The organism is Natrinema sp. HArc-T2, from assembly GCF_041821085.1.
Lineage (GTDB): Archaea > Halobacteriota > Halobacteria > Halobacteriales > Natrialbaceae > Natrinema.
Window position 1 is genome coordinate 559,020 of the sequence record NZ_JBGUAZ010000003.1, and the last position, 24,032, is coordinate 583,051.

23 protein-coding genes and 1 tRNA gene are annotated in these 24,032 nt (G+C 63.6%); 15 read left to right on the forward strand and 9 right to left on the reverse strand.

Annotation, left to right across the window (positions count from 1 at the left end; translation table 11 throughout):
- Nucleotides 1–10 precede the first annotated feature (10 nt).
- From gyrB to psmA, 3 genes are all read right to left on the reverse strand, one after another.
- A complete protein-coding gene (gene gyrB, locus ACERI1_RS10395; protein ID WP_373618076.1) occupies nucleotides 11–1,942 on the reverse strand; it encodes a DNA topoisomerase (ATP-hydrolyzing) subunit B in 1,932 nt (643 codons plus the stop codon).
- Between the two features lie 109 nt (nucleotides 1,943–2,051).
- A complete protein-coding gene (psmB, locus tag ACERI1_RS10400; RefSeq protein ID WP_373618077.1) occupies nucleotides 2,052–2,747 on the reverse strand; it encodes an archaeal proteasome endopeptidase complex subunit beta in 696 nt (231 codons plus the stop codon).
- Nucleotides 2,740–3,480: an archaeal proteasome endopeptidase complex subunit alpha gene (gene psmA / locus ACERI1_RS10405; RefSeq protein ID WP_373618078.1), complete on the reverse strand. Its 741-nt coding sequence runs from the start codon at nucleotides 3,478–3,480 to the stop codon at nucleotides 2,740–2,742. Before psmA ends, psmB begins: the two co-directional genes overlap by 8 nt.
- A gap of 621 nt (nucleotides 3,481–4,101) precedes the next feature.
- Here psmA and ACERI1_RS10410 point away from each other — a divergent pair.
- The 8 genes from ACERI1_RS10410 to ACERI1_RS10445 all read left to right on the forward strand — a co-directional run bounded on the left by ACERI1_RS10410 (nucleotide 4,102) and on the right by ACERI1_RS10445 (nucleotide 13,343).
- A complete protein-coding gene (locus tag ACERI1_RS10410) occupies nucleotides 4,102–5,370 on the forward strand; it encodes an NRAMP family divalent metal transporter (RefSeq protein WP_373618079.1) in 1,269 nt (422 codons plus the stop codon).
- 108 nt (nucleotides 5,371–5,478) lie between these two features.
- The gene (locus ACERI1_RS10415) at nucleotides 5,479–6,282 is read left to right on the forward strand and encodes a sulfite exporter TauE/SafE family protein (RefSeq protein WP_373618080.1); all 804 of its coding nucleotides are present in this window, start codon (nucleotides 5,479–5,481) and stop codon (nucleotides 6,280–6,282) included.
- A gap of 64 nt (nucleotides 6,283–6,346) precedes the next feature.
- A complete protein-coding gene (locus ACERI1_RS10420; protein ID WP_373618081.1) occupies nucleotides 6,347–6,775 on the forward strand; it encodes a universal stress protein in 429 nt (142 codons plus the stop codon).
- A 137-nt stretch (nucleotides 6,776–6,912) separates the two neighbouring features.
- The gene (locus ACERI1_RS10425) at nucleotides 6,913–8,172 is read left to right on the forward strand and encodes a hypothetical protein (RefSeq protein WP_373618082.1); all 1,260 of its coding nucleotides are present in this window, start codon (nucleotides 6,913–6,915) and stop codon (nucleotides 8,170–8,172) included.
- On the forward strand, nucleotides 8,169–9,173 hold the full coding sequence (locus ACERI1_RS10430; RefSeq protein WP_373618083.1) for a two pore domain potassium channel family protein: 1,005 nt from the start codon (nucleotides 8,169–8,171) through the stop codon (nucleotides 9,171–9,173). Before ACERI1_RS10425 ends, ACERI1_RS10430 begins: the two co-directional genes overlap by 4 nt.
- A gap of 122 nt (nucleotides 9,174–9,295) precedes the next feature.
- Complete coding sequence (locus tag ACERI1_RS10435; RefSeq protein ID WP_373618084.1) at nucleotides 9,296–11,740, forward strand: DNA topoisomerase VI subunit B; 2,445 nt, start codon at nucleotides 9,296–9,298, stop codon at nucleotides 11,738–11,740.
- Nucleotides 11,737–12,828 (forward strand): DNA topoisomerase IV subunit A, encoded by a 1,092-nt coding sequence (locus tag ACERI1_RS10440; RefSeq protein ID WP_373618085.1) that lies wholly within the window; start codon nucleotides 11,737–11,739, stop codon nucleotides 12,826–12,828. Before ACERI1_RS10435 ends, ACERI1_RS10440 begins: the two co-directional genes overlap by 4 nt.
- Nucleotides 12,829–13,037: 209 nt before the next feature.
- Nucleotides 13,038–13,343, forward strand: coding sequence for a hypothetical protein (locus tag ACERI1_RS10445; RefSeq protein ID WP_373618086.1), 306 nt, complete (start codon nucleotides 13,038–13,040; stop codon nucleotides 13,341–13,343).
- Between the two features lie 124 nt (nucleotides 13,344–13,467).
- Here the strand turns inward: ACERI1_RS10445 and ACERI1_RS10450 are convergent, their stop codons facing one another.
- Both ACERI1_RS10450 and ACERI1_RS10455 read right to left on the reverse strand, forming a co-directional pair.
- The gene (locus tag ACERI1_RS10450; protein ID WP_373618087.1) at nucleotides 13,468–14,172 is read right to left on the reverse strand and encodes an MBL fold metallo-hydrolase; all 705 of its coding nucleotides are present in this window, start codon (nucleotides 14,170–14,172) and stop codon (nucleotides 13,468–13,470) included.
- A 13-nt stretch (nucleotides 14,173–14,185) separates the two neighbouring features.
- Nucleotides 14,186–14,923, reverse strand: a complete 738-nt coding sequence (locus ACERI1_RS10455) for a fumarylacetoacetate hydrolase family protein (protein WP_373618088.1) — start codon at nucleotides 14,921–14,923, stop codon at nucleotides 14,186–14,188.
- A gap of 280 nt (nucleotides 14,924–15,203) precedes the next feature.
- Between ACERI1_RS10455 and ACERI1_RS10460 the strand changes: the two genes are divergently transcribed.
- The 4 genes from ACERI1_RS10460 (at nucleotide 15,204) to ACERI1_RS10475 (ending at nucleotide 17,630) form a co-directional block, all read left to right on the forward strand.
- Nucleotides 15,204–15,278: transfer RNA gene (locus tag ACERI1_RS10460), tRNA-Glu, on the forward strand.
- Between the two features lie 395 nt (nucleotides 15,279–15,673).
- Nucleotides 15,674–16,129, forward strand: coding sequence for an HTH-type transcriptional regulator Lrp (gene lrp, locus ACERI1_RS10465; protein WP_373618089.1), 456 nt, complete (start codon nucleotides 15,674–15,676; stop codon nucleotides 16,127–16,129).
- Between the two features lie 328 nt (nucleotides 16,130–16,457).
- The gene (locus ACERI1_RS10470) at nucleotides 16,458–16,712 is read left to right on the forward strand and encodes a HalOD1 output domain-containing protein (RefSeq protein ID WP_373618090.1); all 255 of its coding nucleotides are present in this window, start codon (nucleotides 16,458–16,460) and stop codon (nucleotides 16,710–16,712) included.
- 144 nt (nucleotides 16,713–16,856) lie between these two features.
- Entirely contained in the window at nucleotides 16,857–17,630 is a 774-nt protein-coding gene (locus ACERI1_RS10475; protein WP_373618091.1) for an MOSC domain-containing protein, read from the forward strand.
- Nucleotides 17,631–17,735: 105 nt separating this feature from the next.
- On the opposite strand, the gene ACERI1_RS10480 is transcribed toward ACERI1_RS10475, so the two are convergent.
- Nucleotides 17,736–18,065: a hypothetical protein gene (locus tag ACERI1_RS10480; protein WP_373618092.1), complete on the reverse strand. Its 330-nt coding sequence runs from the start codon at nucleotides 18,063–18,065 to the stop codon at nucleotides 17,736–17,738.
- 144 nt (nucleotides 18,066–18,209) lie between these two features.
- Between ACERI1_RS10480 and ACERI1_RS10485 the strand changes: the two genes are divergently transcribed.
- Together ACERI1_RS10485 and ACERI1_RS10490 are read left to right on the forward strand one after the other, a co-directional pair.
- The gene (locus ACERI1_RS10485) at nucleotides 18,210–19,004 is read left to right on the forward strand and encodes a helix-turn-helix transcriptional regulator (RefSeq protein ID WP_373618093.1); all 795 of its coding nucleotides are present in this window, start codon (nucleotides 18,210–18,212) and stop codon (nucleotides 19,002–19,004) included.
- Nucleotides 19,005–19,290: 286 nt separating this feature from the next.
- Nucleotides 19,291–19,518 (forward strand): DUF5795 family protein, encoded by a 228-nt coding sequence (locus ACERI1_RS10490; RefSeq protein WP_373618094.1) that lies wholly within the window; start codon nucleotides 19,291–19,293, stop codon nucleotides 19,516–19,518.
- A 33-nt stretch (nucleotides 19,519–19,551) separates the two neighbouring features.
- On the opposite strand, the gene ACERI1_RS10495 is transcribed toward ACERI1_RS10490, so the two are convergent.
- Together ACERI1_RS10495 and ACERI1_RS10500 are read right to left on the reverse strand one after the other, a co-directional pair.
- Complete coding sequence (locus tag ACERI1_RS10495) at nucleotides 19,552–20,004, reverse strand: response regulator (protein ID WP_373618095.1); 453 nt, start codon at nucleotides 20,002–20,004, stop codon at nucleotides 19,552–19,554.
- 108 nt (nucleotides 20,005–20,112) lie between these two features.
- On the reverse strand, nucleotides 20,113–21,636 hold the full coding sequence (locus ACERI1_RS10500) for a DUF790 family protein (RefSeq protein ID WP_373618096.1): 1,524 nt from the start codon (nucleotides 21,634–21,636) through the stop codon (nucleotides 20,113–20,115).
- Nucleotides 21,637–21,754: 118 nt separating this feature from the next.
- Here ACERI1_RS10500 and ACERI1_RS10505 point away from each other — a divergent pair, with 118 nt between their 5' ends.
- Nucleotides 21,755–22,327: a hypothetical protein gene (locus ACERI1_RS10505; protein ID WP_373618097.1), complete on the forward strand. Its 573-nt coding sequence runs from the start codon at nucleotides 21,755–21,757 to the stop codon at nucleotides 22,325–22,327.
- A gap of 72 nt (nucleotides 22,328–22,399) precedes the next feature.
- Here the strand turns inward: ACERI1_RS10505 and ACERI1_RS10510 are convergent, their stop codons facing one another.
- Nucleotides 22,400–23,878 (reverse strand): DEAD/DEAH box helicase, encoded by a 1,479-nt coding sequence (locus ACERI1_RS10510; protein WP_373618160.1) that lies wholly within the window; start codon nucleotides 23,876–23,878, stop codon nucleotides 22,400–22,402.
- Between the last annotated feature and the right edge of the window lie 154 nt (nucleotides 23,879–24,032).

A 24,032-nucleotide genomic window follows, 5' to 3' on the forward strand; every position in this document is an offset into this window, starting at 1 on the left:
CTCAAACCTGCTATATGTCGATCCACTCGGCTTCCGGCGCGTGGTCCTTGATGAACTGCTTGCGAGGCTCGACAGCGTCGCCCATCAGGACGGAGAACATCTTGTCCGCCGCCGCCGCGTCCTCGATCGTGATCTGTTTGAGGATGCGGTTGTCGGGGTTCATCGTCGTCTCCCAGAGTTGCTCGGGGTTCATCTCGCCAAGCCCCTTGAACCGCTGGACCTGCGAGGGGTTACCGTCGCATTTCTCTTCGACGATCCGGTCGCGTTCGGCGTCGGTCATCGCGTCATAGGTCTCGCCGCGATACCGGATGCGATAGAGCGGCGGCTGGGTCGCGTAGACGTAGCCACCCTCGAGTAGCGGGCGCATATGCCGGTAGAAGAACGTCAACAGGAGCGTCCGAATGTGTGCGCCGTCGACGTCGGCGTCGGTCGCCATGATGATCTTCTTGTAGCGGACGTCCTCGACGTCGAACTCGTCGCCGATCCCCGCGCCGATCGCGGTGATCATGTTGCGAATCTCGTCGTTCTCTAAGATTCGATCGAGCCGGTGTTTCTCGACGTTCAGGATCTTCCCCTTGATGGGGAGAACTGCCTGGAACTCGGGGTTGCGGGCCTGTTTCGCGCTGCCGCCTGCGGAATCACCCTCCGCGATGAACAGTTCGGCTTTCTCGGGGTCTTTCGTCTGACAGTCAGCGAGTTTGCCTGGGAGGGAGGTGGACTCGAGGGCGGACTTGCGCCGCGTCAGTTCCTCGGCCTTCTGGGCGGCCATGCGGGCTTTCGCAGCCTCGACGGCCTTGGTGACGATCGCCTCGGCGGTGTCGGGGTGTTCCTCGAAGTAGGTGCCAAGGCCCTCGTGCATGGCGCTCTCGACAATCCCACGGACCTCGGAGTTGCCGAGTTTCGTCTTCGTCTGGCCCTCGAACTGGGGATCGGGGTGTTTGATCGAGATGACTGCCGTGAGCCCCTCGCGGATGTCCTCGCCTTTGAGGTTGTTCTCGAGATCGGAGAGGAGGTCGTTCTCGTTGGCGTAGTCGTTGACTGTCCGCGTCAGCGCGGTCTTGAACCCGGTGAGGTGGGTGCCGCCCTCGCGCGTGTTGATATTGTTCGCGAAGGCGTGAATCGAGCCCTGCAGCTCCTCGGTGGCCTGCATCGCGACTTCGACCTGGATGTTCTGGTCTTCGTCGTCGAAGTAGATGACGTCGTCGTGCATCGCCGAGCGCGTCTCGTTCAGATACTCGACGAACTCGCGGATGCCGCCGTCGTACTCGTAGGTCTCGGCGACGGGGCCGTCGTCGCTTTTCTCCTCGCGCTCGTCGCGGAGCGTAATGCGGACGCCCGAGTTGAGGAATGCCAGTTCCCGCAGGCGGTTCGACAGCGTCGAGAACGCGAATTCGCCCGTCTCGAAGATATCCGTGTCGGGCCAGAACCTGATCTCGGTGCCGGTCTCCTCGTCGGGCTCCATATCGCGGACCCGCTCCATGTCGCCGACGGGTTCGCCCGCCTCGAAGGCGTGGCGGAAGACACCGCCGTTACGTTTGACCTCGGCCTCGAGCCGTTCGGAGAGGGCGTTGACGACCGAGACGCCAACGCCGTGGAGGCCGCCGGAGACCTGATAGGACTTGTTGTCGAACTTGCCGCCGGCGTGGAGGACAGTGAGAATGACCTCGAGTGCGGGGCGGTCGTACTCCTCGTGTGTGTCGACGGGGATGCCACGACCGTCGTCTGCGACGGTCACCGACCCATCCTCGTTGATGGAGACGGTGATGTCGTCGCAGTAGCCGGCCAGTGCCTCGTCGATCGAGTTGTCGACCACTTCGTAGACGAGGTGGTGCAGTCCTCGAGAATCGGTAGAGCCGATGTACATCGCCGGTCGCTTTCGCACAGCCTCCAGGCCTTCTAAGACCTGAATCTGCCCGGCTCCGTACTCGCTTTCCTGGGACATGTAAAACCTGCTTTCGGGTAGTGGACCGGCCCTAATAAAAGTCACGTGTACGCGCGCGAGCGCGAGCCGTCATACGACGGCCTCCCAAGGGCCGACGACGGCTGGCCTGTTACAGGAACGCGTCGAACGCCTCGTGACCCTCGATCTCGACGCCTTCGTCGGTGATCTCCGCGAGGAAGACGCCGTTGCCGGAGCCGGTGTCGCGCTCGACGGCCGATTTGATCGCGCGGGCCGCGATGGACGTGGCGTCTTCGAGCGAGAGGTCGTCGTCGTACTCCTGCTCGAGGAGGCCGTAGGCCAGTTGCATCCCGGAGCCAGTGACGGTGTAGTCGTCTTCCATGACGCCGCCGGCGGGATCGATGCTGTAGACGTGGCTCCCCTCGTCGTCGACGCCGCCGAGGATGGGATTGATCGCCCGGAACGGACCACCGCGGGCGAAGTTGCCGGCCAGCGTCGCCAGCGCCTCGATGTCCATCGACTCGCCGCGGCGGGCCTCGTAGAGGTCGACTTCCGAGCGCAGCGTTCGGATGAACGACTGTGCGCCGCCGACCGAGCCGACGAGCGTTAACGCACCAGTCGGGTGGATCTGCTCGACCTTCTGAACGTTCTTGTTCGAGACGAACCGGCCGCCGAGGCTGGCGCGCATGTCCGTCGCGATGACGACACCCTCGTCGGTCGCGATGCCAATGGTTGTCGTCCCGGTCTTGTTGACGGTGTCCTCGTCGCCGGTCTGACTGCCGTTTGGAAGCGAGCCGAGTTCGGGCTCGTACGGCGACGGGTCGGTCCCCTGTGTCCAGTTACTCATCCGTCTCCTCCTGATCGATCTCCCCGATGATCGACTCGAGGCGGTCCGTGGCGACCGAACTGAACGCCTCGTCGTCGGTCGTGATCGTCGCGACGTCGACCTCCTCGGCGGCGACGACTTCCTCTTCGGGTTCGCTGAGCGCGCTCACGGCGAGTTCGATGCCGCCATCCACGTCGAGATCGGACTGGTAGTTGTCCTCGAGATAGCCCTGAATGACGTCACGGTCGCCGCCGATAGCGGCCGCCTTCCACTCGTAGTCCGTCCCCGAGGGGTCGGTCTCGAACAGTTTCGGCTCGCCGTCCTCGATCCCGCCGACGAGCAGTGCGACGCCGAACGGGCGTGCACCGCCAGTCTGTGTATACTCCTGAATGTGGTCGGTGATCGAGCGCGTCAGCGTCTCGACGCCGATCTGCTGGCCGTAGCGCAGCTGTTCGCCCTGTGCGCGTCGCCGCGCGAGGTCGACGAGCTGGCGCGCGTCGGCGACGTGGCCGGCGCTTGCGACGCCGACGTGGTCGTCGGCCTTGTGGATCTTTTCGACGCTCGAGCGTTCCATAAGCGGCGAGCTGACCCGGCGGTTGGCGGCGAGGACGACGCCATCGGGTGTGCAGAGCCCGACGCTTGCGGTGCCGCGTTTGACTGCCTCGCGTGCGTACTCGACCTGGTAGAGGCGTCCGTCCGGGGAGAAGATGGTGATTCCCCGATCGTAGGCCTGTTGTTGGGATTGTCCTTGCATAGGTTTTGGTCTTCACCTCGGGTAATGGATAGAAATGTATAGGCCTTCGTCTGAAGGCAACTTCGTCTGCCATGTGATATTCGATGAACTCGTGACACTCGGCAGCACCGATGAAGTGTCGGCGGTCGTAATCGGGTGTTCGAAGCTGGATTTATTGGATACTCACAGCCGGTAGTACCGTTGGTACCGTGCTACTCGAGTCATCGTCGCTGCCACTTCGGGTGCGTTTCCGGGGTAATACGATATTACTCACGCCAGCGATCTGACTGATCGTCTGCTATCTCAAGCTTTCCACTCAACGGGCTCCCGGCTGTTGCTTTCGGTGTCGCGTTCCCTGCTACAGGAAACAGATGCCAGCACGCTGTTCGGTCCTCCTCGAAATGCAGCGTCCGCAAACTCGGGGAGGCGAGACACCAGCAGCTTTCCAAAACACCCAGAGATGAAACCCCACAGTACCGCGGTGACCGTTCCTATCGAACCGGGAAAAGAGAAAATTCATCGATGCGGACCCGGTCCCCGCCTCGCAGCAGCTACTTCAGGGACCGGGTTCGCCTCACGTCCGATCCGACAGCTGTCCGCTGATGAAAACACCACTGGGATCGATGCAGGAGGTGAGCGCGTGTGAGCGAGCAGTCCGCGTCGGCGTCCACGTCGACATCAGCAGTCGTCGACGCAGTCCCGGGCGGCGAAGTGATCCACGGAGCTCTCTACAGGTACGGACTGGGCGTGCTGTTCGCTGCCAACGTCTTCGGTGCGGGATCGGTATACATCCTCGCTGACACGGGTGCGAACTTCGCGTACTCCTTGCTGTGGGTGCTACCGCTTGCCTTCCTCGTCGACATCGCGCTGCACGACATGAGCGCGCGACTCGCCGTGACCGACGAACCGCTCGCCGACTACATCGTCGACGTACTCCCGCTCGGCGGCTCGACGCTGCTGATCGGCATCTCACTGATGTCCGGACTGTGGGCCGTCTCGAACTACGCGGTCGCGGGTGCAGCCCTGGCCTGGCTGATCCCCGGTCTCGACAACGTCCTCGTCGGGATCGTCCTCGCGGCCGGGATCGGCATCGCCATCGTCCAGATGAAGGTCTACGACCGGATCGAAGCGGCGATCGCCGCGATGGTGTTCGCCGTGTTCAGCTCCTACGGCCTGTTGCTGCTCGGCCTCAATGTGCCGTGGCAATCGGTCGCGGCCGGCCTGCAGCCGATCCTGCAGACCGAAATCGGCTACCTTACTGCGGTCATCGCCCTGCTGGGAACGACGGTCTACTGGCCAAACTTCTTCATTCAGTCGAGCATCCAGCCGACCAAGGAATGGACCGACATCTGGGAGTACCGTCGGGACAACGCCGCCGGGATCGCGACGACGCTCGTCATCGGTAGCTTCGTGATGATCGTCTCGGCGGTCACACTCTCCGGCGGTGAGATGTCGTTGACGACGCCTGGAAAACCGCTCGCGTCGATCCTCGGCGAGTACGCGCTCGTGGTGTTCATCCTCGCGGCGTTTCTCGCCTCGATCTCTTCGGCTACCGGGACGCTGTTTGGAGCCGGCTTCATGGTGCCACAGGCGCTCGGACGAGACACGGTCTTCGGTGATGCCGCGTTCCGACGAACGGTTATCGCGCTGATCGTCCTCTCGGCGATCACTGCGCTTCCGATGCTCATCTACACCGGTTTCGGACCGGTCGAAATGGCGATCATCATGCCGGCCGTCAACGGCGCGATCGGCCTTCCGGTCACCGTCTTCGCGCTCATCGGTGCCGTCAACAGGTTTCACGACATCGACTGGTATGAAAACGCTGCGTTCATCGCGGCGGGACTCGTCCTGCTCGTCGGGAGCCTTCTGACCGTCCAGTCGCTCTACGAAACGATCCTGTCCATCCTCTAACGGCAGGCAACCCGTTTACTCGAGCGGCTTCGAGTGACGGACTCGTGCGCGATACCTGCGTGTCGTCTGACCGGAGGGAAGCAGAAAGGTAGAGTGAGACGGCCCGGAATGACAACACACGTCGTGCAAGAGATGATTGCACTCGATCTCGGTCTCTCGCTGATCCTGTTGCTCGTCTCGATCGCGTTCTTTTCGGGGATCGGCATCACCACCATCGGACCCGGCGGGATCTTCGTGACGATTGCACTCTACTCGCTGACGCCGCTTGCCTCGAGTCAGGTCGCCGGCACCGCCCACGCCACGTTCGTCGTCACGGGGCTCGTCGGCAGTGCGGCCTACCTCCACTCGGGGGAGATGAACACCGGCGAGAGTCGCGCGATTGCAGTCATTCTTAGCGGCGCGAGTGTCTTCGGCGCGCTCGCTGGGGCATCGGTCAACCAGTTCGTTCCGCGCTCCGTCTTCGGGCTCTTGCTTGGCGGCGTCGCGATGGCCGTCGGCGGGATCATCCTCTATCGCGAACGGCGGGGGTTTAGCCCGGTCTACGACCTCGAGCCGCTGACTCGCTTCGGGCAAGCGGTCCTTGCGGGGCTCGGGTTTGCCCTCGGGATTGCCAGCGGCCTGCTGGGGATCGGCGGACCAGTGCTCGCCGTCCCCGCGCTGGTGCTCGTCGGTGTTCCGATGTTGCTCGCCGTCGCCGTCGCGCAGGTCCAGTCGATCTTTATTGCGACGTTCGCGGCCTCGGGCTACTTCCTGCAGGGGAACGTCCTCGTCCCACTCGCGGTCGTCGTCGGCACGCCGCTGTTGCTCGGCGTCGTCATCGGCTGGCGCGTCGCCCATCTCGTCGACCCCGAGCGACTGAAAGTCGCGCTGGGGATCGTCCTCCTCGCCGTCGGACCCTACCTTGCGCTGTGACTGGCCACGGTGCAGGTGACGGACCCAGACTGAAGGCGACGCACGTGGACGTCGGACTGTCCTCATGCCACCGCGGATCCTCGTCCCGTTCGACGACTCCGAACCCGCTCGCGAGGCACTCGCGTACGCGCTCGAGCTGTTTCCCGACGGCGAGTTCGTCGTGGTGACCGTCGCCGATACGACCTCAGTGCCGTACATCCCGAACACCGCGGACGATGCCGACACGGCCCACGACCCCGAGGAGTTGCTCGACGACGCCATCGACCAGCTGGCCGCGGCCGAAGCCATCGCCGACGAGCACGGCGTCGATATCGACATCCGAACGCGAACGGGAACGCCGGCCCAGGAGATCCTTGCCGTCGCCGAGCGCGACGCCATCGACCACGTCGTCATCGGCAGCCACGGGCGCTCCGGCGTCGCGCGGCTCTTGCTCGGCAGCGTCGCCGAAGTCGTCGTTCGGCACTCGTCGGTCCCGGTCACCGTGGTTCGGTGACGGGCTCGAGGCGGTGAGCCGATCGGGGCTCGGGACTTTGCAATGACCGGCAGCGGATGCGCCCAGTCGCGTCGATGATATGGAGATGGCACATTCCGGCATAATCCCCTTCCCCGCCGTTCCAGTACGATGAGTCGATGCTTCCGTTCGTCGCGATAGCGATCGCTCTCGTCGGTGGCATAGTGGTCCTCGAGGTCGTGTCGTACCGAGCGCTCGAACGGCTCCCCTCGGTCGCCACCGAGGAGTTCCCCGAGATCGACCGGGAGTTGTTGGGAAAGTTCAGCAGTTTCGATCCGGAACTCGGGTGGGTTCCCCAGCCGAACCGTGAGAAACAGAAAGACACGGGCGACCACCTCCCCGGCGAGGAGGTCCGCAGCGTGGTGACCTACTCGACCGACGAGTATGCGAGTCGGGTCTGCCCCGCCAGAGACCGGGACGAGGACGCCGACGTTACAGTCTCGACCTACGGCGACTCCTACTGTTTCTGCCGGGAGGTCGACAACGACGAAACGTTCCAGCATTACCTCGCGGCGGAACTCGACACTCACGTCGCCAACTACGGCGGCGGCAACTACGGGCTCGATCAGGCGCTGATGCGCCTCAAGCGCACATATCCCGAGGATCCGACCGACTACGTCTTCATGGTCGTGACCGCCTCCTCGATCGCGCGCATCCTGAGCGTCTGGAAACACTACCAGGAGTTCGGCAATATTCTGGCGGTCAAACCCCGGTACGTCCTCGAGAACGGCGACCTCGAACGTGTCGAGAGCCCGGTCGACGAGAAAGAGGAGTTGCTCGACCTCGAGTCGAAGGCCGACTTCCTCCGTGAGAACGACTTCCACTACGACCACTGGTTCGAGCCCCACTTCGCGACACGGCCGTACACAGCGGATTTCCTCGAGAAGGGCGAACACCTCCGGTACGCCGGCTACACGGTCGGGAAGGAACTCGAGCGCCGCCTCGGTCGGTCGATCCCTGGGATCGACTTCGATCTGGCCCAGACGCAGTCAGCGCTGCGGCTGGAACGGCCTCGCGTCCGATATCACGAGCGGCTGTTCGAGACCCACGAACCCCTCTTCGACGCGCTCATTCGGGAGTTCGTCGACTACGCGGACGAGCAGGAGTTCGAACCGGTCTTCGTGATGGTCCAGCAACTCCGCTACGCGAAATACGAGGCCGAACACGGGCCGATCTACGGCGACCTGATGGGGCGCCTCGACGAGCGCTACGACGAGCTGACGACGATCGACATGGCGACGCACCTCTCACCCGACGACGGCGAGGTCGAATCGCTGTACGTCGAGCGCGGGGAGGGTGGCCACTACAGCCCCGAAACGAACGCGGAAATCGCGGCCGTGCTGGCCGACGCCGTCGAGCAGCGAGCGGTCGCCGAATGAACCCGGTCTATCTCGCCGTCGGAATCACGCTACTCGTCGGCGGGATTGTCGACATCCTCTGGACGACGCTATGGGTCGACGGTGGTTCGGGGCCGATCTCCGGTCGGTTCACGACCGCCGTCTGGAAGGGGCTCCGTCGTATGACGCGAGACAACGACCGGGCGCTCAGCCTCGCTGGTCCACTCATACTCACGCTGACACTCGTGTTGTGGATCGGCCTCCTCTGGGTCGGCTGGACGTTCGTCTTCGCTAGCTATCCGACCGCGCTGGTCGACACGCGCACTGGCGGGACCGCCGACTGGTGGGGGCGGTTCTACTACGTCGCCTACACGATGTTCACGGACGGAAACGGCGACTACACCCCGCTGTACGGCGGCGACCTCTGGGAAGTCGCCAGCGCGTTCACGACCGCCACGGGCATGGCCTTCGTCACGCTCGGCGTCTCCTACGTTCTCACCGTGCTTGGAGCCGTCTCCGACAAGCGCTCCTTTGCCAGCACCGTCACGGGACTAGGTGGGCGCAGCGAGGCGTTCGTCCGTGCGGGCTGGAACGGCCAGAATTTCGACGGCCTCGAGCGAATCCTCGAGACGCTCGGCTCGGATCTGAGCACGCTGGCCGAGCAACACAAATCATACCCAATCCTACACTATTACCACAGCGAGAAGGGCGAACGTGCCTCGGCCGTGGCCGTCCCTATCTTCGACGAGTCGCTCACGCTCTTTCGACACGCCATCCCGGACGAGGCAAGCCCCGATCCGGCGGTCGTCGAGAGCGCGCGCTCGAGCGCCCAGAGCTACCTCGAGACGCTCGACGAGTCCTTTATCGAGCCCGAGCCTGCGGTCCCCCGATCGCCGAACCTCGAGCGGCTCCGTGCGGACGACATCCCGACCGTCTCGGATCCGGCGTTCGCCGAGGCACTCTCGGAGCTAACCGACCGCCGCCGGCACTTACTCGGCGTGGTCGAAGCCGACGCCTGGGAGTGGCCGCCGCTCGAAGAGTGACGCCGTTCGCGACCACCGCGGCCGGGGTCGCAAGCCCCGATCACCCGCCGGCGACCTGTTACCGATTCACTTTCACTCCGGTAGCACACAGCTTTTAGCCCCGCCGTTAGTACAGGAAGACGATGACGTCGTTCCAGTCGACACTCGGTGACGAGCCGGGGATCGCCGAGGAGCTGGCCGAGAGCCAGCAGTCGATCTCCATCGCCGAGTTCTTCGAGAAGAACAAGCACATGCTCGGCTTCGACAGCGGCGCTCGAGGCCTCGTCACGGCCGTTAAAGAGGCCGTCGACAACGCCTTAGACGCCGCCGAGGAGGCCGGTATTCTCCCGGATATCTACGTTGAGATTCAGGAAGCCGGCGACTACTACCGCCTGATCGTCGAGGACAACGGGCCCGGGCTCACGAAAGAATCGCTCCCCAAGGTCTTCGGGAAGCTTCTCTACGGTTCTCGCTTTCACGCACGCGAACAGTCCCGTGGCCAGCAGGGGATCGGGATCTCTGCCGCCGTCCTCTATTCACAGCTCACGAGCGGCAAACCCGCCAAGATTACCAGCCGCACCCAGGGATCGGACGAGGCCGAATACTTCGAGCTTATCGTCGATACCGACAACAACGAGCCCGAGATCAGCGTCGAGGAGACGACCACCTGGGATCGGCCCCACGGCACTCGCATCGAACTCGAGATGGAAGCCAACATGCGCGCCCGCGGGCAGCTCCACGACTACATCAAGCATACGGCGGTCGTCAACCCCCACGCCCGCCTCGAGCTGCGCGAACCGCAGGAACATTTCAAGTTCGAGCGCGCGACCGACCAGCTTCCGGCGGAGACCGAGGAGATCCGCCCACACCCACACGGCGTCGAACTCGGCACCGTGATGAAGATGCTGGCGGCGACCGACTCCCAGACAGTTTCGGGGTTCGTCCAAGAGGAGTTCACCCGCGTCGGCAAGAAGACCGCCGACTCGATCATCGACGCGTTCCGGGATCGTTACTACGGCCGCGAGATGCGCTGGCGGCCACCGGCGAGCCACGAGGAGATCGACATCCAGGCTGCAGTCGAGGACGCGACGGCGAATAAAGGGCCCGACGCGACGACCGCCTTCGCCGACGCCATCGCCGACGCGGTCGCAGCCGAGGACCGCATCGCTCACCACGAACTGCTCGTGACCGTCGACTCGGCTGCCGCAGCGGTCGCAGACGACCACGGAACGACGTTCGGCGACACCGTCCGCGAAAACGCCGTCGAGGCCGTCTGGCTCGAGCTCATCGACGCTGCTGAGGCGGACGACGCTTCCCCTTCCGACGGCGACTCGCGGCTGGTCGTCGACCTCCACGACCTCGCGGACGACGCGACGAGCACGCGAAAAGACGACGAGACGATCCACGCCTTCGCAGATCGGCTCGCGGGGAAATTCGAGGATCTCGAGGACGATCGCCACCGACTCACGCGCGCGGCGCTTCGAGAGTTCGTCGACCGGGCCGCGGACCTGACCGAGGAGTACGACGACGTCTCCTTCGGCGAGACGGCCCGCGAGAACGTCGTCGAGGCCGTCTGGGGCGTGATGGCGACGGTCCCCGACGACCCGCCGCTCGTTCGCGAACTGAACGGCGACCGAGACGCGACGAGCGACCTCGTCGACGCGATGCGCGCGACCGACATCATGGCGCCGCCGACGCGGTGTCTCTCGCCGATCTCGGAGGAACTCATCACCGCCGGCCTGGAGAAAGAGTTCGACGCCGATTTCTACGCCTCGGCGACGCGTGACGCGGGCGTCTCCGGCGGCGATCCGTTCATCGTCGAGGCCGGCATCGCCTACGGTGGCGACCTTCCCGCCGAGGGAACCGGCGAAGTCATGCGCTTTGCGAACCGGGTCCCACTGGTCTACCAGCGCGGAGCCTGTGCAACGACGGACGTGGTCAAGTCGATCGGCTGGCGCAACTACGGGCTCGACCAACCCGGCGGCTCCGGCCTGCCAAACGGGCCGGTCGTGATCATGGTCCACGTCGCCTCGACGAACGTGCCCTTCACCAGCGAGTCGAAAGACGCCATCGCCAACGTCCCCGAAATCGAAGACGAGATCGAGCTCGCGATCCGCGAGGCGGCACGCGACCTCAAGAGTTATTTAAACAAGCGCCGGTCGATGCAAAAACGCCGGAAGAAACAGAACGTCCTCGGGAAGATCCTCCCCGAGATGGCCACGAAGGTCGCCGAAGTCACCGGTCGCGATGAACCCGACATCGACGACGCGATCGCCCGCATCATGAACAACGTGCTCGTCGAGCGGCAAACCAAAGCGAACGGCGATGGGCAAGCCGTCTCCGTAGTCGTCGAAAACAACTCGAGCACGAACGAATCGCTCGAGATCACCGACATCGTCTCGGCCGAGCCCACATCCCTCTCCGACGGCGCGACCGTCGTCGAGATGGACGGCGAGTGGTTCGTCAAGTGGGAACCCGAGGTTGGAAGCGACGACGAGGCCGCCCTCGAGTACGAGGTGCCGGACGACGCGACGTTCGATCTGGACGTGAAAGGCGTCGAAAGCGAGAAACTTACCGTGAAACAATGAGTGCAGACAACGACCAGCAGGCACGAGAGCAGCTGATCGATCTCGCAGCGCAGTTCTACGACCAGTTCGAACTCGGCGAGATCCCCCACATGTCCGTCCCGACGCGGACGAAGAACAACATCGAGTACGACGAGGACAAAGACGTCTGGGTCTACGGCGACCGCGAGTCGACCCGGTCGGCCAACTCCGTCCGCGGCGCGCGAAAGCTCCTGAAGGCGGTCTACACCATCGAGTTCCTCGCCGACCAGCTCGAGGAGGATCGCTCCTCGACCCTGCGTGAACTCTACTACCTCTCGGAGAGCTGGGACAACGAGGAGGCCCAGTTCTCGGATCAGGACGAATCGAACGGCCTCATCGAGGACTTGGAGATCGTCTCGGGAGTCACGCGCGAGGACTTCCACATGCGCCCCGAGGAGTCGGGCGCGACGATCATGGGGCCGCTGCACCTCCGCGAGCAGACCCGTCGCGGCGAACGCGAGATCCACTGTCAGAAAGACGTCGGTGAAGGTGGCTACCAGATCCCGAACAATCCGGATACGATCGACTTCCTCGACTGTGACGCCGACTTCATCCTCGCGGTCGAGACCGGTGGGATGCGCGACCGGCTCGTCGAGAACGGCTTCGACGACGAGTACAACGCCCTGATCGTCCACCTCAAGGGCCAGCCCGCGCGGGCGACCCGCCGGATCACCAGACGGCTCCACGACGAACTCGACCTGCCCGTCACCGTCTTTACTGACGGTGACCCGTGGTCGTACCGCATCTACGGCTCGGTCGCCTACGGCTCGATCAAGTCCGCTCACCTCTCGGAGTACCTTGCGACCCCCGCCGCACAGTTCATCGGCATCCAGCCCGCCGACATCGTCGAGTACGACCTGCCGACCGACCCGCTCTCGGATTCTGACATCAACGCCCTGGAGAGCGAACTCGAGGATCCGCGCTTCCAGACCGACTACTGGGAGGAACAGATCGAACTGCAACTCGAGCTCGGGAAGAAGTCCGAACAGCAGGCACTGGCGTCACACGGGCTTGATTTCGTGACGGAGACGTATCTCCCCGAGCGGCTCGGTGAGATGGGCGTCCTGTAGGTCCACAGCGAGTCGCGGTTCCACCGCTGATTTTCGACGGTCGCTGATACGGTTTGCTGTAACTGTGTGCCGGTGGGACCGCGACCGTCCTGCGGTCCCACCGGTAATGACTTACAGCAGACCGTATGAAAGGAGATTCGGCGTCGCCCTGTGTCTGCAGGTGCAACCGGTTCCAGTCTGCACGGCTTCGCATCGTCCAGAACCGTGCTATGGCGGACGACAAAGACAGCGAACGACCGATGCACAGCGATCCGAACGAGGAGGCGATAGACGAGCCGACGACCTCCGGCGCACAGGAGGCCGACGAGACGGCGTGGATGATGAAAGAGGGGGTCTCGGTCGGGCTGATCTCGATCGCGGCCGTCCTCGTGCTGGCGCTGGGACTGCTGCAGTGGACCGGTCTCGTCGACGTCTTCGCACCGGTGGCTGACACTGAACTCGGACAGTGGCTCGCGTTCGGTGTCTTGGTGCTGATCGTTCTCGCGGCGTTCGGCTGGTCGCGCGTCGGCGTCTGAAACTGGCGGCCAAAATCATTCGACGATCGACTCGCTCGAGCTCGGTCGTCGCCGCCGGAGACAGCTGCTTTTCGCGATCGAGGACTTCTCAGAGAGTACGAACGCCAGCGACGGGCGCGTGGCGTTACTCGTCGAGGACGACCGGTACGCCCCGGCGTGCGACGTCGACCACGAACGCGTCTGCGTCGGTTTCGATCGCCGCGAACGTACCGTAGTGCACTGGGAGCACGAGATCCGGCTCGATTCGGGCAGCCAACGCTGCCGCCTCGTGGCGATCCATCGTGAACGTACCACCGATCGGTGGGAGGAAGCAATCGACCGGAACGTCCTCGTGGACAGGCAGCACGTCGGTATCGCCGGGCCAGAACGCCGTGACGCCGTCGACGGTGACGCCGAAACCACAGCCCTCTCCCTCGGGATGGTAGGGTCGACCGTCGTCGTCAGTGTGTGGTCCATCCGGATCGTTGTACGCGGGCGTCGTGAACAGATCGAGCGGCCCGAGGACGAACGATTCGTCCGTGCCGACGCGTTCCACGTCGAACGGCAGGTCGTCGGGACCTTCCTCGACGCGGTCGATCTCGCTCGCGTCGATCGACTCGTGAACGACGACCAGCGCGTCCTCGCGGGCGACCCGTCGGATCGAGTCAGGATCGTAGTGGTGGTCGTGGCTGACAAGGATCAGATCTCCGTCACGGGGTTCGAGCCCGTCTAAGGCGCCGTACTCCTTGGGTCCGGGATCGATGTAGACGACGGCACCGGTCTGACCTTCGATCCGGACGGTCGCGAGGCCGAACCAGTCGACGGTCACGGCGTCGAAGCGGACGGTCATGCTCGGCTCGGCCTCAAGGGATTCGAACCGTGTGCTCGAGGGTGCCCACGCCCTCGACTTCGATCTCGATCTCGTCGCCGTCGGCGAGCGGCCCGACGCCTTCGGGCGTGCCGGTCGCGATCACGTCGCCAGGCTCTAAGGTGAGATAGGTCGTGATCTCGGCGATCAGCTCCGGAATGGGAAAGATGAGGTTCTCACGGGAGCCGTCCTGTTTCGTTTCGCCGTTGACACGGGTTCGGACGGCGGCGTCGGCGGGGACTTCGTCAGGGGTCGCGAGAACCGGCCCCATCGGTGCGGCACCGTCGAAGGCCTTGCCGCGGATCCAGTTCTGTTCCTGGCGCTGGTCGTCGCGATTCGAGAGGTCGTTGACGCAGGTAAAGCCCGCGACGACGTCCATCGCATCGGCTTCGGGGACGTGACGACATTGCTCGCCGATGACGATGCCGAGTTCGGCCTCGTGGTCGATGCGGTCTTTCCCCGCGGGCAGGGTGACGGTGTCGCCGTGGGCCGCGAGCGCGTTCGGCGGCTTCAGAAAGAGCATCGGCCGATCGGGGACCTCCGAGTCGAGTTCGGCGGCGTGGTCGGCGTAGTTTTTTCCGATGCAGACGATCTTCGAGGGCTCCGACGGCGGGAGGACGTCGATCTCGTCGCTCTCGAGGTCGTAGCTCTCGTTCGCGAAGTGCACGGTTCCGTTCTCGTACTCGCCACGGCGGACTGCGCCGGCTGGATCGCGAAAGCGAACGTATTTCATGGTCGGTGGAATGGGCACCGGGGATCAAAAGCGTTGAGGAGGCGGCCAGTGTGCGGTGACAGCAATACGTCTCGCGCTCACGTCCCCGCGATCGGCTGGTTCGGTCCAATCTGTTGAAAACCGAGCGTGATCTCGGGATGGGACTCGGCGGAATGTCACGCTCTCAACAGTGATTGCTGCCTTGATGGGTACGTGAGAGCGTGCCATCGTCGTCTCGGAACGGAACCCTTTTTACTAGCCCCCGGCAACGATGAGTTGCACACAAGGTGTGTGACGGATCGCTCCGTTGGTGTAGTCCGGCCAATCATTTCGGCCTTTCGAGCCGATGACCTGGGTTCAAATCCCAGACGGAGCATTTTACGACGAACAAACTCCTGAGTCGTCAATGCGGCCCTGTATTTGAAGGAGAGAAACGTGATCGATAGCGAGCGTTTCGCGTGATTCAAACACCATATAGCGCACTTCTACCGAGCTTTTGCGATCCGACAGCCGGTGACGGTGTCAGGGTCGGCGTTCACCGACGAGTCAGCAGTCGACTCGAGCCCGACTGGAGACAGCGTCACCGGTGACGGTCGCAAACCGAGAGACGATGACAGGATCCTCCTCTGGCAGACACGAACGCTGGCATCGGTCCCACTAATCTACACCTATGAAGGAGACTGCCGCTCACCGCGTGACATCGGCTCACTGACTCCGGATAGAACTGGATGTTCGTAAATCTCTAGTACATGGCGTACGTTGGACCAGCTAATGACGTATGAGAATTTGGACGCAGACCTGGTAAACGAACTTCTCGGCAACGGTCGGGCCAGTCTCCGGAGTCTGGCCGAAACACTCGACGTTTCGGTCACGACAGTCTCGAATCACCTCTCAGATCTCGAGGAGGAGGGCGTGATCGAAGGCTACACGCCGGTCGTCGACTACGACGCAGTCGGCTACGACGTCACGGCGGTCATGCAACTGAAAGCCGAGGGGAGCGCGCTGCCCGAAATCACACAGACGCTCAAAGACCATCGGCAGATGATCTCCGTCTACGAAGTCACAGGGAACTACGACGTCATCGCGATCGGGAAGTTCAAAGATACGGATGACATGAACGAAGAGATCAAGTCACTGATTACCGATCCCGACATCAAGCAGTCGAACACGAGCATCGTGCTCAACACCGTCTGCGAGAACGAACAGTTCGAACTCGAGACGGAGTAATCGACGCGACGGTCAGCGGTCGGTGCCGACCGCCACGGGCGTGACCGTCGCCGTTGATCGACCCCACCGTCGGCATCACAGGCAGTGGCCGCTCCCGTGAGTTCCATCGTCGGTCACGTGGTCAGTTGTGTGTTTTATGTCCACGTCTCTGCCCCGAAGTTTGGGGGTTGCGGTGTCATCCACCACCCGAGCCGTTCGCTCGATATGTTCTCGAGGCCGGTTTCGGACCGCTTGAGACCCGTTTTCTGGCGGTACTCAGGATCTATAATGGTTGTTAATAATAGATATTCCGAAAGCTACTAATGGTGCGGTGTGGCGGTAGCTCCCAATGGAGCAGACAATTGCGGTCGACACTGACGAGGTGTACGAACGAGTCGTTACTGGTGTCGCGGCACTCGAGGGAACCGAGCCGGTCGAGCTACCGCCGTTGTTCGAGGCGATCGATCCCGACGCACTCGCGGCAGCTTTTGCAACGACTGAGTCTGGGATACGCCGCTCTGGCACGGTTGAATTTACGTACGCAGACCATCAGATTCGCGTCTCGTTTGAGGAAGCCGGAAACACCGTCGTGACGATCGATTGATCAGGAGACAGCACCTGTCTGTCCTGCGTGGAGTTCTCCATTTCTTTCTCTCGAGTCGTGTCGGAAGCGACTCGCTCGCATGAGGGTAGCGACGGGCCGCGGACAGTCGCTACTGTAATGCAACAGCGGTCGATAGGTTCGTCAATGGCACGACTCGATCGGCTCAGGGCGTATCCGGTGAAGGGACTCGACGGCATCGATCTCGAGCGGGCGGCTGTCCTCGAGGGTGGAACCATCGAACACGACCGGGAGTTTGCCCTGTTCGACGCTGACGGGGAGGTGATCAACGGGAAACGAACCGTCCGCGTCCACGACCTCGACACCGGGTTCGATCCAGAGACGACCGAACTCACGGTCGCGACGCCCGACGGTGAGCACCGACAGTTCGACCTCGAGAGCGATCCGGTGACCGCTGCGGCCTGGTTCAGCGAGTATTTCGGCGTGGAGCTTTCGCTCGAGCGGGATCGAACGCTGGGGTTCGTCGACCGGCGCGAGCTGGGGTCGTCGGTGGTCAGCACGGCGACGCTTCGTGTCGTCGCCGACTGGTTCGAGGAGACGACGGTCGACGACGTGCGCCGGCGTCTTCGGACGAACATCGAAATCGGTGGCGTCGAGCCGTTCTGGGAGGATCGATTCGTCGGTGCGGACGCGCCAGCGTTCGAGATCGACGGCGTCCGGTTCGAGGGTGTCAAGCCTTGTGCCCGGTGTATCGTCCCTCAGCGCGATCCCGATACCGGCGAGGAGACTCCGGACTTTCGGGGCCGATTCGTTCGCCATCGCGAAGCGACGTTTCCCGACTGGGCGGATGCCGACGCGTTCGATCACTACTATTCACTGACGATCCTCACGCGCGTTCCCGACCGTGACCGCGGCGAGACGCTCTGCGTGGACGATCCGGTCGAAGTCGTGACGAACTGAGTCCGATAGCGGTTGGCCGCCGGTTCGTGCGGGCTGCTGTTAGTCACTGCCGGCGCACCCGCGACCCACCGTGGATGCGCCGGGAACCCATGACAGCAGTCCGTATCAGTGGTCGATTCCAGGATGCTCGAACGTTGTCTCGCCCCCCGATTGCTCGTCGTCTGACCCCTCGAGGGCCGTCTCGAGGTCCAACATTGCCAGCAGTTCGTTGCGCTCCGGTTCGCACGGTCGTCGGAAGTAGTACGTGTGTGCACAGCCGGCGATCAACTCGGAGAGCGGTCGCTCTTGGTCGTTGACGATCGAAACGAGATCCCCCGTCACCGCGATCAAGACGGCGTCGTCTGGCTTGGACAGGGCTGCCCGGAGTTCGCCAGCGGTACAGTCGACCGGTAGCTCGAGGTTGACGCCGTCGACGGTCGCCCATCGCGTCTCCATGCGTCAGTAGTCGGACACGCGCATCTATATGATTGTGCCCGCATGCACATGCCGACCGCATTCCAAGGACGCGATTCCAGCGCTCCGTTGCTGGCCTGCGGGGCCAGAGCGATAAAGTGGATTCACCGGGAGGGCCAATGTGTGATGGCCGATCGAAGGGGTGAGGTGATCGGGACACTCGAGTTCGTGGCCCGGTCTCCGAGTCGCGTTTCGATCCTCGAAACGCTCACAGAGGAGGGTGTTGCATCGAAAGATTCGCTGGCCGCCGAGGTCGACGTCGTCCGAACGACGCTGCAACGAAGTCTGCAGGGGTTAGCCGACCGGGGGTTGATCCGTGAACGGGATCGACAGTACGAGCTGACAGCTGCCGGCGCGCTCGTCACGAGTGGGCTGTCAGCGGCGCTCGATCGAGTCGGCGCGGCGACGCGTCTCGAGCCGGTTCTCGAGCGGCTTCCGGCTGAGACGTTCGAGTTCGACATCGAACGGCTCGCCGATGCGACCGTAGTCGAATCCACGACAAGCAATCCCTACGCACCGGTCGATCGCCACGCGGCCAGTCTCGCCGACGCGAAACATGCCCGACTGTTGCTGCCGGCGGTTGGAACCAAGCCGATCGAAACGACAGGGGACGCACTCGAGTCGGGCGCGACCGTCGAACTGATCGTCACGACGTCGATCGCAGAGACGCTTCGGACGGCGTCACCGATCGCAGAACAGTTCATGGCCGTCGCTGACAGCGATGGCTTCTCAATCTCAGTCGTCCCGGAGGAGATCGAATTCTATCTCGGGATCGTCGACGACACCGTCCAGATCGGCGTCCACGACGAAAGCGGCGTTCCGACGGCGCTGCTCGAGTCGACCGACGACCGGGTCAGGCAGTGGGCGACCGATCGGTTCGACGCGTTCCAGCGACGAGCGAGCCCGTTCGAACGCGAGTAGGGCACCCGTCGGCTTCGAGGGGAGCCGACGGTGTGCACGCCGTGCACACGCTGTGTGGGGTACACTGATATCGCCTCGGATCGCCGTTCTGAATGCGGTAGGTGGTGGTGGGTCGATGGCCGCACAGCGGCGTCCCCGTGCAGGCGTTGGATGGAACCCCCTCTCCGTTCGGCGGGCCACGTCGGTTCGACTGCTTCAACCCCGATCTCGGCTTCGGCCCGGCCCGACGCAGTCTTTCTCGAGGGGGTCAGGAAACGCTTTGAGCGTCCAGTCCGACACTGCGAGTGTGAGTGAAAATCGCGTCGTCGAAGGGCGAATGGTGACGGCTAGAAAACTCGCCGAGATCGTCGAGGGAGACTCCGTGATGGAGGTCGATTCGATCGAAGAGGCCGACCGGGAGTGCCCGGCGTGTGGTGGCTCCGTTCTGACGGTGACCTACATGCCGTCCGTGACCGAACTCGTCACGGGCCGCAAGTGCCAGGACTGCGACTGGAGCGAGACCGACCGGAACTGATCGGCTTCAAGACCGTTTCTCTCTGCGGCAAACTCACGAGAATACGGACGGCAATGTCGCCTCGTCGATCCAGAACTCCTCGATGGCTCGCCCGAGTTCGGCGAACGCAGCCGGATCACTCGGCTTCGTGAGATACGCGTTCGCACAGCGCTCGTAGCTTTTGCGGATATCTTCGGTCGCTTCCGAACTCGTCAGGACGATGACCGGCAGGGGCGCCAGTTCCCGTTCGTCGTTGATGGCTTCGAGCACCTCGAAGCCATCCGTTCTGGGGAGGTTCAGATCGAGTAACATGAGGTCGATCGTGGGGCCGGACGCAGTGTCTGCGTGCGCTCGCAGGAACTCGAGCGCCGCGCTACCGTCGCCGACCGTGTGAAACGTCGCTTCGAATCCTGCCGCTCCGAACGCTTCCTGTATCAGACGAACGTCACCAGGGTTGTCCTCGACGAGCAGGATGGACGCTGTTTCAGAGGCAGACTGTGGGGACACGGATCTGTCGTTCGAGTGGAGGGAAGTGGCGGACTTAAGACTGCGCACAAAGCATGTTGGCACCGCGCCCATCGCGCCGCTGCGCAGTTGCCACACGGCGGTCGCCTGCTACCGCTCAACGATCGTCCCGCCCGCCAGCCCGTCCCACTCGACGCGGTAGTCGAGCCGCGAGAGGACGGCGCTCGCGTCGGAGATGCCGTCTTCCTCGAGCACCGCCTCGGCGTCCGCAAGCGTCATCCCGGCCTCGAGATCGTCGGCGATCGCCTCGAGGACGGCAGGCCGAACCAGCGTCCGGCCGACCCGTTCGTGATCGGGCGTGGCTTTGTCTGCGAGGGCATCCGCGCTCACGCCGTGACGCTCGGCCAGCGCGTCTACCGTGATGACGTCGTCGTCGGGCCGGAGCGTGTCGGGAAGCCGTGCTGCATGGTCCGCGACGAGTTGGCGTTCGTACTCTCGGAGGACGTCAGCCACGTCTTTGACCCGCACCGTTCCCGAGTAGGGGATCGCCCGATGATCGCGAGCGGCGATCTCCTCGCCGACGCCCAGCGACTCGTTGACGGCGACTAGCATGGCGACGTCCTCGAGATCGGCGAGCTGGGAGAGTTTCTTTTGAATGTACTCGGGCGTCCAGAAACCCATAATTTCGAAGTAGATGCGGAAGTCTCCGTGGGCGTACTCGAAGGCGAAATCGGGGATCATCACCCGTGTACCCGTCGCGAGTGGCTCGGGTTCGCGAACGAGCTCCCAGTCGAGACCGAGATTCGAAAAGCGGGCTGCGAAGTCGGCCTCGACGCCGCTGTCGAAGCTGACCTCCGCGAGCGGCTCGGCGTCGGGCACCCGAATCGGGTCCGTGTCGGAGAGTGCGAGCGTGCGTTCGGCCCCCCGGTCGTCGATGGTTGCCTCGAGGTGCCACGCGTCGGCTTTCGCGACGGTCCGCAGGAGTCGCGCAAACCGGATGCCGTACCGTCGCGTCGCGCGAAAGAGGTGAGTCGGACCGGTGACGACGACCTCGCGCTCGGAAAGCCCATCCGTACTCTCGTCGTCGAGCCGACGTATCTCGTACATCAACCGCAGGCGCTTGATCGCCGAAATCAGCGCTTTCGGATCGCTCGAGCGCACCCGCAGTTCGGTCGCGTCGAACAGCGACGTCTGAGCTAACGAAAGGTTGTACTGAGCGAGCAGTCCGTCGGGATCCCAACGGGGCTCGACCGCGGACAGGACCTGTCGCTCCTCGAGATCGGCGTACAGCGCCGCCTCGAGGTCGTCAGCCGACACGTCGAGCGATTCGCTCGCCCGGATGTGTGCCATCGCGCGCTCGTCCTCGGTGACGACGTCGACCGCCTCGGCGGCCTCGAAGGCGGCCCGACGGGCGCGTTCGGGCTCGATCACCGCGTCGGTCTCGAACGTCGCCTCCCGTTCGACCAGCGCCGCGAGGCCACGGACGAGTTTGAAATCGTCGGCCTCGCGCTCGAGTCTAGTGAGTGCGTCCTCGAGTGTCGCCCGCGGCTCGCCGACGTGGCCCTGATAGGTCCCGATGACACGGGCAGCGAGCGGTCGATGCTCGCGACCGGCGAACTGGGGATGATAGCCGCCACCGGCCCGCGAGACGCGCAACAGGTCCTTCGTCAGCATCGGTCTCGAGTCGGGGCGGCGGCGGCAAAAGTGACCCGGACGGCGGCGTCTCGCAGCCGGTTCTCAGGGACGCGCCTCAGCCGCCGGGATTACGGTGACTCCGGTCCAACGGCTCGGTATGGACGATTCGGGCCTCCGGATCGCGTACGAAACCCACGACGGTGTCAGGGAACTGATCGAGCGGCTCGTATACACGCTCGAGGGGATCAGCCTCGCATTCGACTGGTGGGACGAGGAGTACGTCAGCGGGCCCGGCCTGTATTTCGCCGTCGTCACTGGGCCGTCAGTCGCCGACTTCGCGGATCCGATGGGACGCAACCGCTGGCCGACCGACCGCTGTCGGGAAGTCCATCGAGATTTAGACAGCTTCTTCGAGACGGCGCGAGAGGTGGCGATAACCTGTGATGGCGGGATCGTCGTCAGCGTCGACGGCGTCATCCAGGAACAGCTGGTCCGATTTCGCGATCTCACGCCCGACGAGCTCGCGGATGCAACCGAGTCGGTGGAGTACAAAGACTGGATGGGCGCCCGTCACATGAGTGCGCTGGACACCTCACGGCGACCAAACGTGGTCGCGACGGCGACGCTCAGCGAGGAGACCGGTCGCGTGACGCGCTTCCAGCGTGGGTCCTTTCAGACGTTCGAACGGGCCGCCCTCGGTGGAGAGTGGAACGTGGTGGGGTACGACTAGTCGTGGGCCGCTCGAGAAACCCTCTAGAAGCCACTGAATGTAAGTGTGTAAACCGTTTCAGTTGTTACTATATTAGCGCCGTCTGTCGGCGACACGCTCTTCCCCAGTCCCCTCGCTCACCACTTCGTAGAGCAGCGCACGGTTGCCATCTGTTGTCGGTCGCAAGATCCGCCCGAGTCGCTGCGTGAACTCCCGCTCGCTCCCGCTGCCCGAGAGGACGACCGCGACGTTCGCGTCGGGGACATCGACCCCCTCGTCCAACACGTTCGAGGTCGCGATCCGGGTGTACGTCCCCTCGCGAAAGCGCTCCAAGATTTCCCGTCGCTCCGTCGCGCCCGTCTGATGGGTGATCGTCGGAATCAAAAACCGCTCGCTGACCTCGTACGCGAGGTCGTTGTGGGCCGTAAAGACGATAATTCGCTCATCGCGATGATCGTCGAGGACATCGGCGAGCGCCTCGAGTTTGGCGTCACTACCGAGCATGATCTCGCGTGCGCGCTGGCGCGCGAGCAGCGCTTCGCGGGCGTCGGAGTCGTTGCCGGAGCGTTTGACCAACTCCTGATAATCCGATCCGCTCTGCATGTTGATGCCCGATTTCGCGAGATAGCTGGTGAACACGTCCTGATTTCGCTCGTATTCCTCGCGTTCCTCGGGCGTCAGCGACACTTCGAGTCGCTTGATATCGTACTCGGCGAGGTGGTCGCCGGCAAGCGAATCCACGTCGACACGGTTGACCAGCGGACCGACGACCTCCTCGAGTACCTCGTGTGCGCCGTCGGGGCGCTCGAAGGTCGCGGTCAGTCCCAACCGGGCGGGTGCGGCCAGCAGGCGTGCGATCTCGCGGTAGCCCTTGCCGCCGAGGTGATGGACCTCGTCGAAGACCACGAAGCCGAAGCGGTCGCCCACCGAATCGGCCTTGAGATACGCCGAGTCGTACGTCGAAACGGTGATCGGCTCGAGGCGTTGTTCGCCGCCGCCGAAGCGACCGATCTCTCCACCGAATTCGCGTTCGAGTTCGCGCTGCCACTGCTCGAGGAGGTCGATCGTCGGCACGACAACCAGTGTCGGGACCGCGAGCCGTTCGATCGCCTTCAGCGCGATGACGGTCTTGCCGCTGCCGGTCGGCAGTTCGAGAACGCCGGCAGGCGCTTGCCCGAGCGACTGGGGGATCGACCCGTCAGCCCAGCGGTCGGTCTCGAGCCAGGCCTCGAGCGCCGTCTGCTGATAGTCGCGGAGTTCGTACGCCGATGCGAGGGGAGCTATCGGCTCGAGTTCGAGGACGTGATCGTCGATCGAGGTCGTCGTCCCATCGGTCGTCGTCCCATCTAGTGCAGCCCGCACCTCGGCATAGTGGGCCGCAGGGAGCCGCCAGCCACCAGTTCGCCGGTCTGTCTCGAGATTGGGAACAGCCGCGCGGAGCGACGACGGCGATCGAGACGACTGCTCGAGTCCATCGATTCGGACTGTTCCGTCCTCGTAACGGAGTTCGATTGCCGTGGCATCGTCCGCCGAAGCCCGCGTCACGGAACACACTCGGGGCAGGAGACACATATACGGTCGGGTGTTCAGTGGCTGTGCTCCCGCCGTTTCGGTCACAAACTGGCTGCGTTGGGGGTTTCGATAGCTATAGAAACCGACGCCGTTGGACAGAACTCGTTTCCAATCGACGTTACACCGATCGCCACCCGGCAGAATATTAATGCAG

Coding starts and splice junctions, on each gene's coding strand:
- ACERI1_RS10435 (WP_373618084.1), top strand. CDS start 9,296: ATGACGTCGTTCCAGTCGACACTCGGTGACGAGCCGGGGATCGCCGAG.
- ACERI1_RS10485 (WP_373618093.1), top strand. CDS start 18,210: ATGGCCGATCGAAGGGGTGAGGTGATCGGGACACTCGAGTTCGTGGCC.
- ACERI1_RS10425 (WP_373618082.1), top strand. CDS start 6,913: ATGCTTCCGTTCGTCGCGATAGCGATCGCTCTCGTCGGTGGCATAGTG.
- lrp (WP_373618089.1), top strand. CDS start 15,674: ATGACGTATGAGAATTTGGACGCAGACCTGGTAAACGAACTTCTCGGC.
- ACERI1_RS10445 (WP_373618086.1), top strand. CDS start 13,038: ATGGCGGACGACAAAGACAGCGAACGACCGATGCACAGCGATCCGAAC.
- ACERI1_RS10480 (WP_373618092.1), bottom strand. CDS start 18,065: ATGGAGACGCGATGGGCGACCGTCGACGGCGTCAACCTCGAGCTACCG.
- psmA (WP_373618078.1), bottom strand. CDS start 3,480: ATGCAAGGACAATCCCAACAACAGGCCTACGATCGGGGAATCACCATC.
- gyrB (WP_373618076.1), bottom strand. CDS start 1,942: ATGTCCCAGGAAAGCGAGTACGGAGCCGGGCAGATTCAGGTCTTAGAA.
- ACERI1_RS10470 (WP_373618090.1), top strand. CDS start 16,458: ATGGAGCAGACAATTGCGGTCGACACTGACGAGGTGTACGAACGAGTC.
- ACERI1_RS10450 (WP_373618087.1), bottom strand. CDS start 14,172: ATGACCGTCCGCTTCGACGCCGTGACCGTCGACTGGTTCGGCCTCGCG.
- ACERI1_RS10415 (WP_373618080.1), top strand. CDS start 5,479: ATGACAACACACGTCGTGCAAGAGATGATTGCACTCGATCTCGGTCTC.
- ACERI1_RS10420 (WP_373618081.1), top strand. CDS start 6,347: ATGCCACCGCGGATCCTCGTCCCGTTCGACGACTCCGAACCCGCTCGC.
- ACERI1_RS10510 (WP_373618160.1), bottom strand. CDS start 23,878: ATGTGTCTCCTGCCCCGAGTGTGTTCCGTGACGCGGGCTTCGGCGGAC.
- psmB (WP_373618077.1), bottom strand. CDS start 2,747: ATGAGTAACTGGACACAGGGGACCGACCCGTCGCCGTACGAGCCCGAA.
- ACERI1_RS10455 (WP_373618088.1), bottom strand. CDS start 14,923: ATGAAATACGTTCGCTTTCGCGATCCAGCCGGCGCAGTCCGCCGTGGC.
- ACERI1_RS10475 (WP_373618091.1), top strand. CDS start 16,857: ATGGCACGACTCGATCGGCTCAGGGCGTATCCGGTGAAGGGACTCGAC.
- ACERI1_RS10440 (WP_373618085.1), top strand. CDS start 11,737: ATGAGTGCAGACAACGACCAGCAGGCACGAGAGCAGCTGATCGATCTC.
- ACERI1_RS10500 (WP_373618096.1), bottom strand. CDS start 21,636: ATGCTGACGAAGGACCTGTTGCGCGTCTCGCGGGCCGGTGGCGGCTAT.
- ACERI1_RS10430 (WP_373618083.1), top strand. CDS start 8,169: ATGAACCCGGTCTATCTCGCCGTCGGAATCACGCTACTCGTCGGCGGG.
- ACERI1_RS10505 (WP_373618097.1), top strand. CDS start 21,755: ATGGACGATTCGGGCCTCCGGATCGCGTACGAAACCCACGACGGTGTC.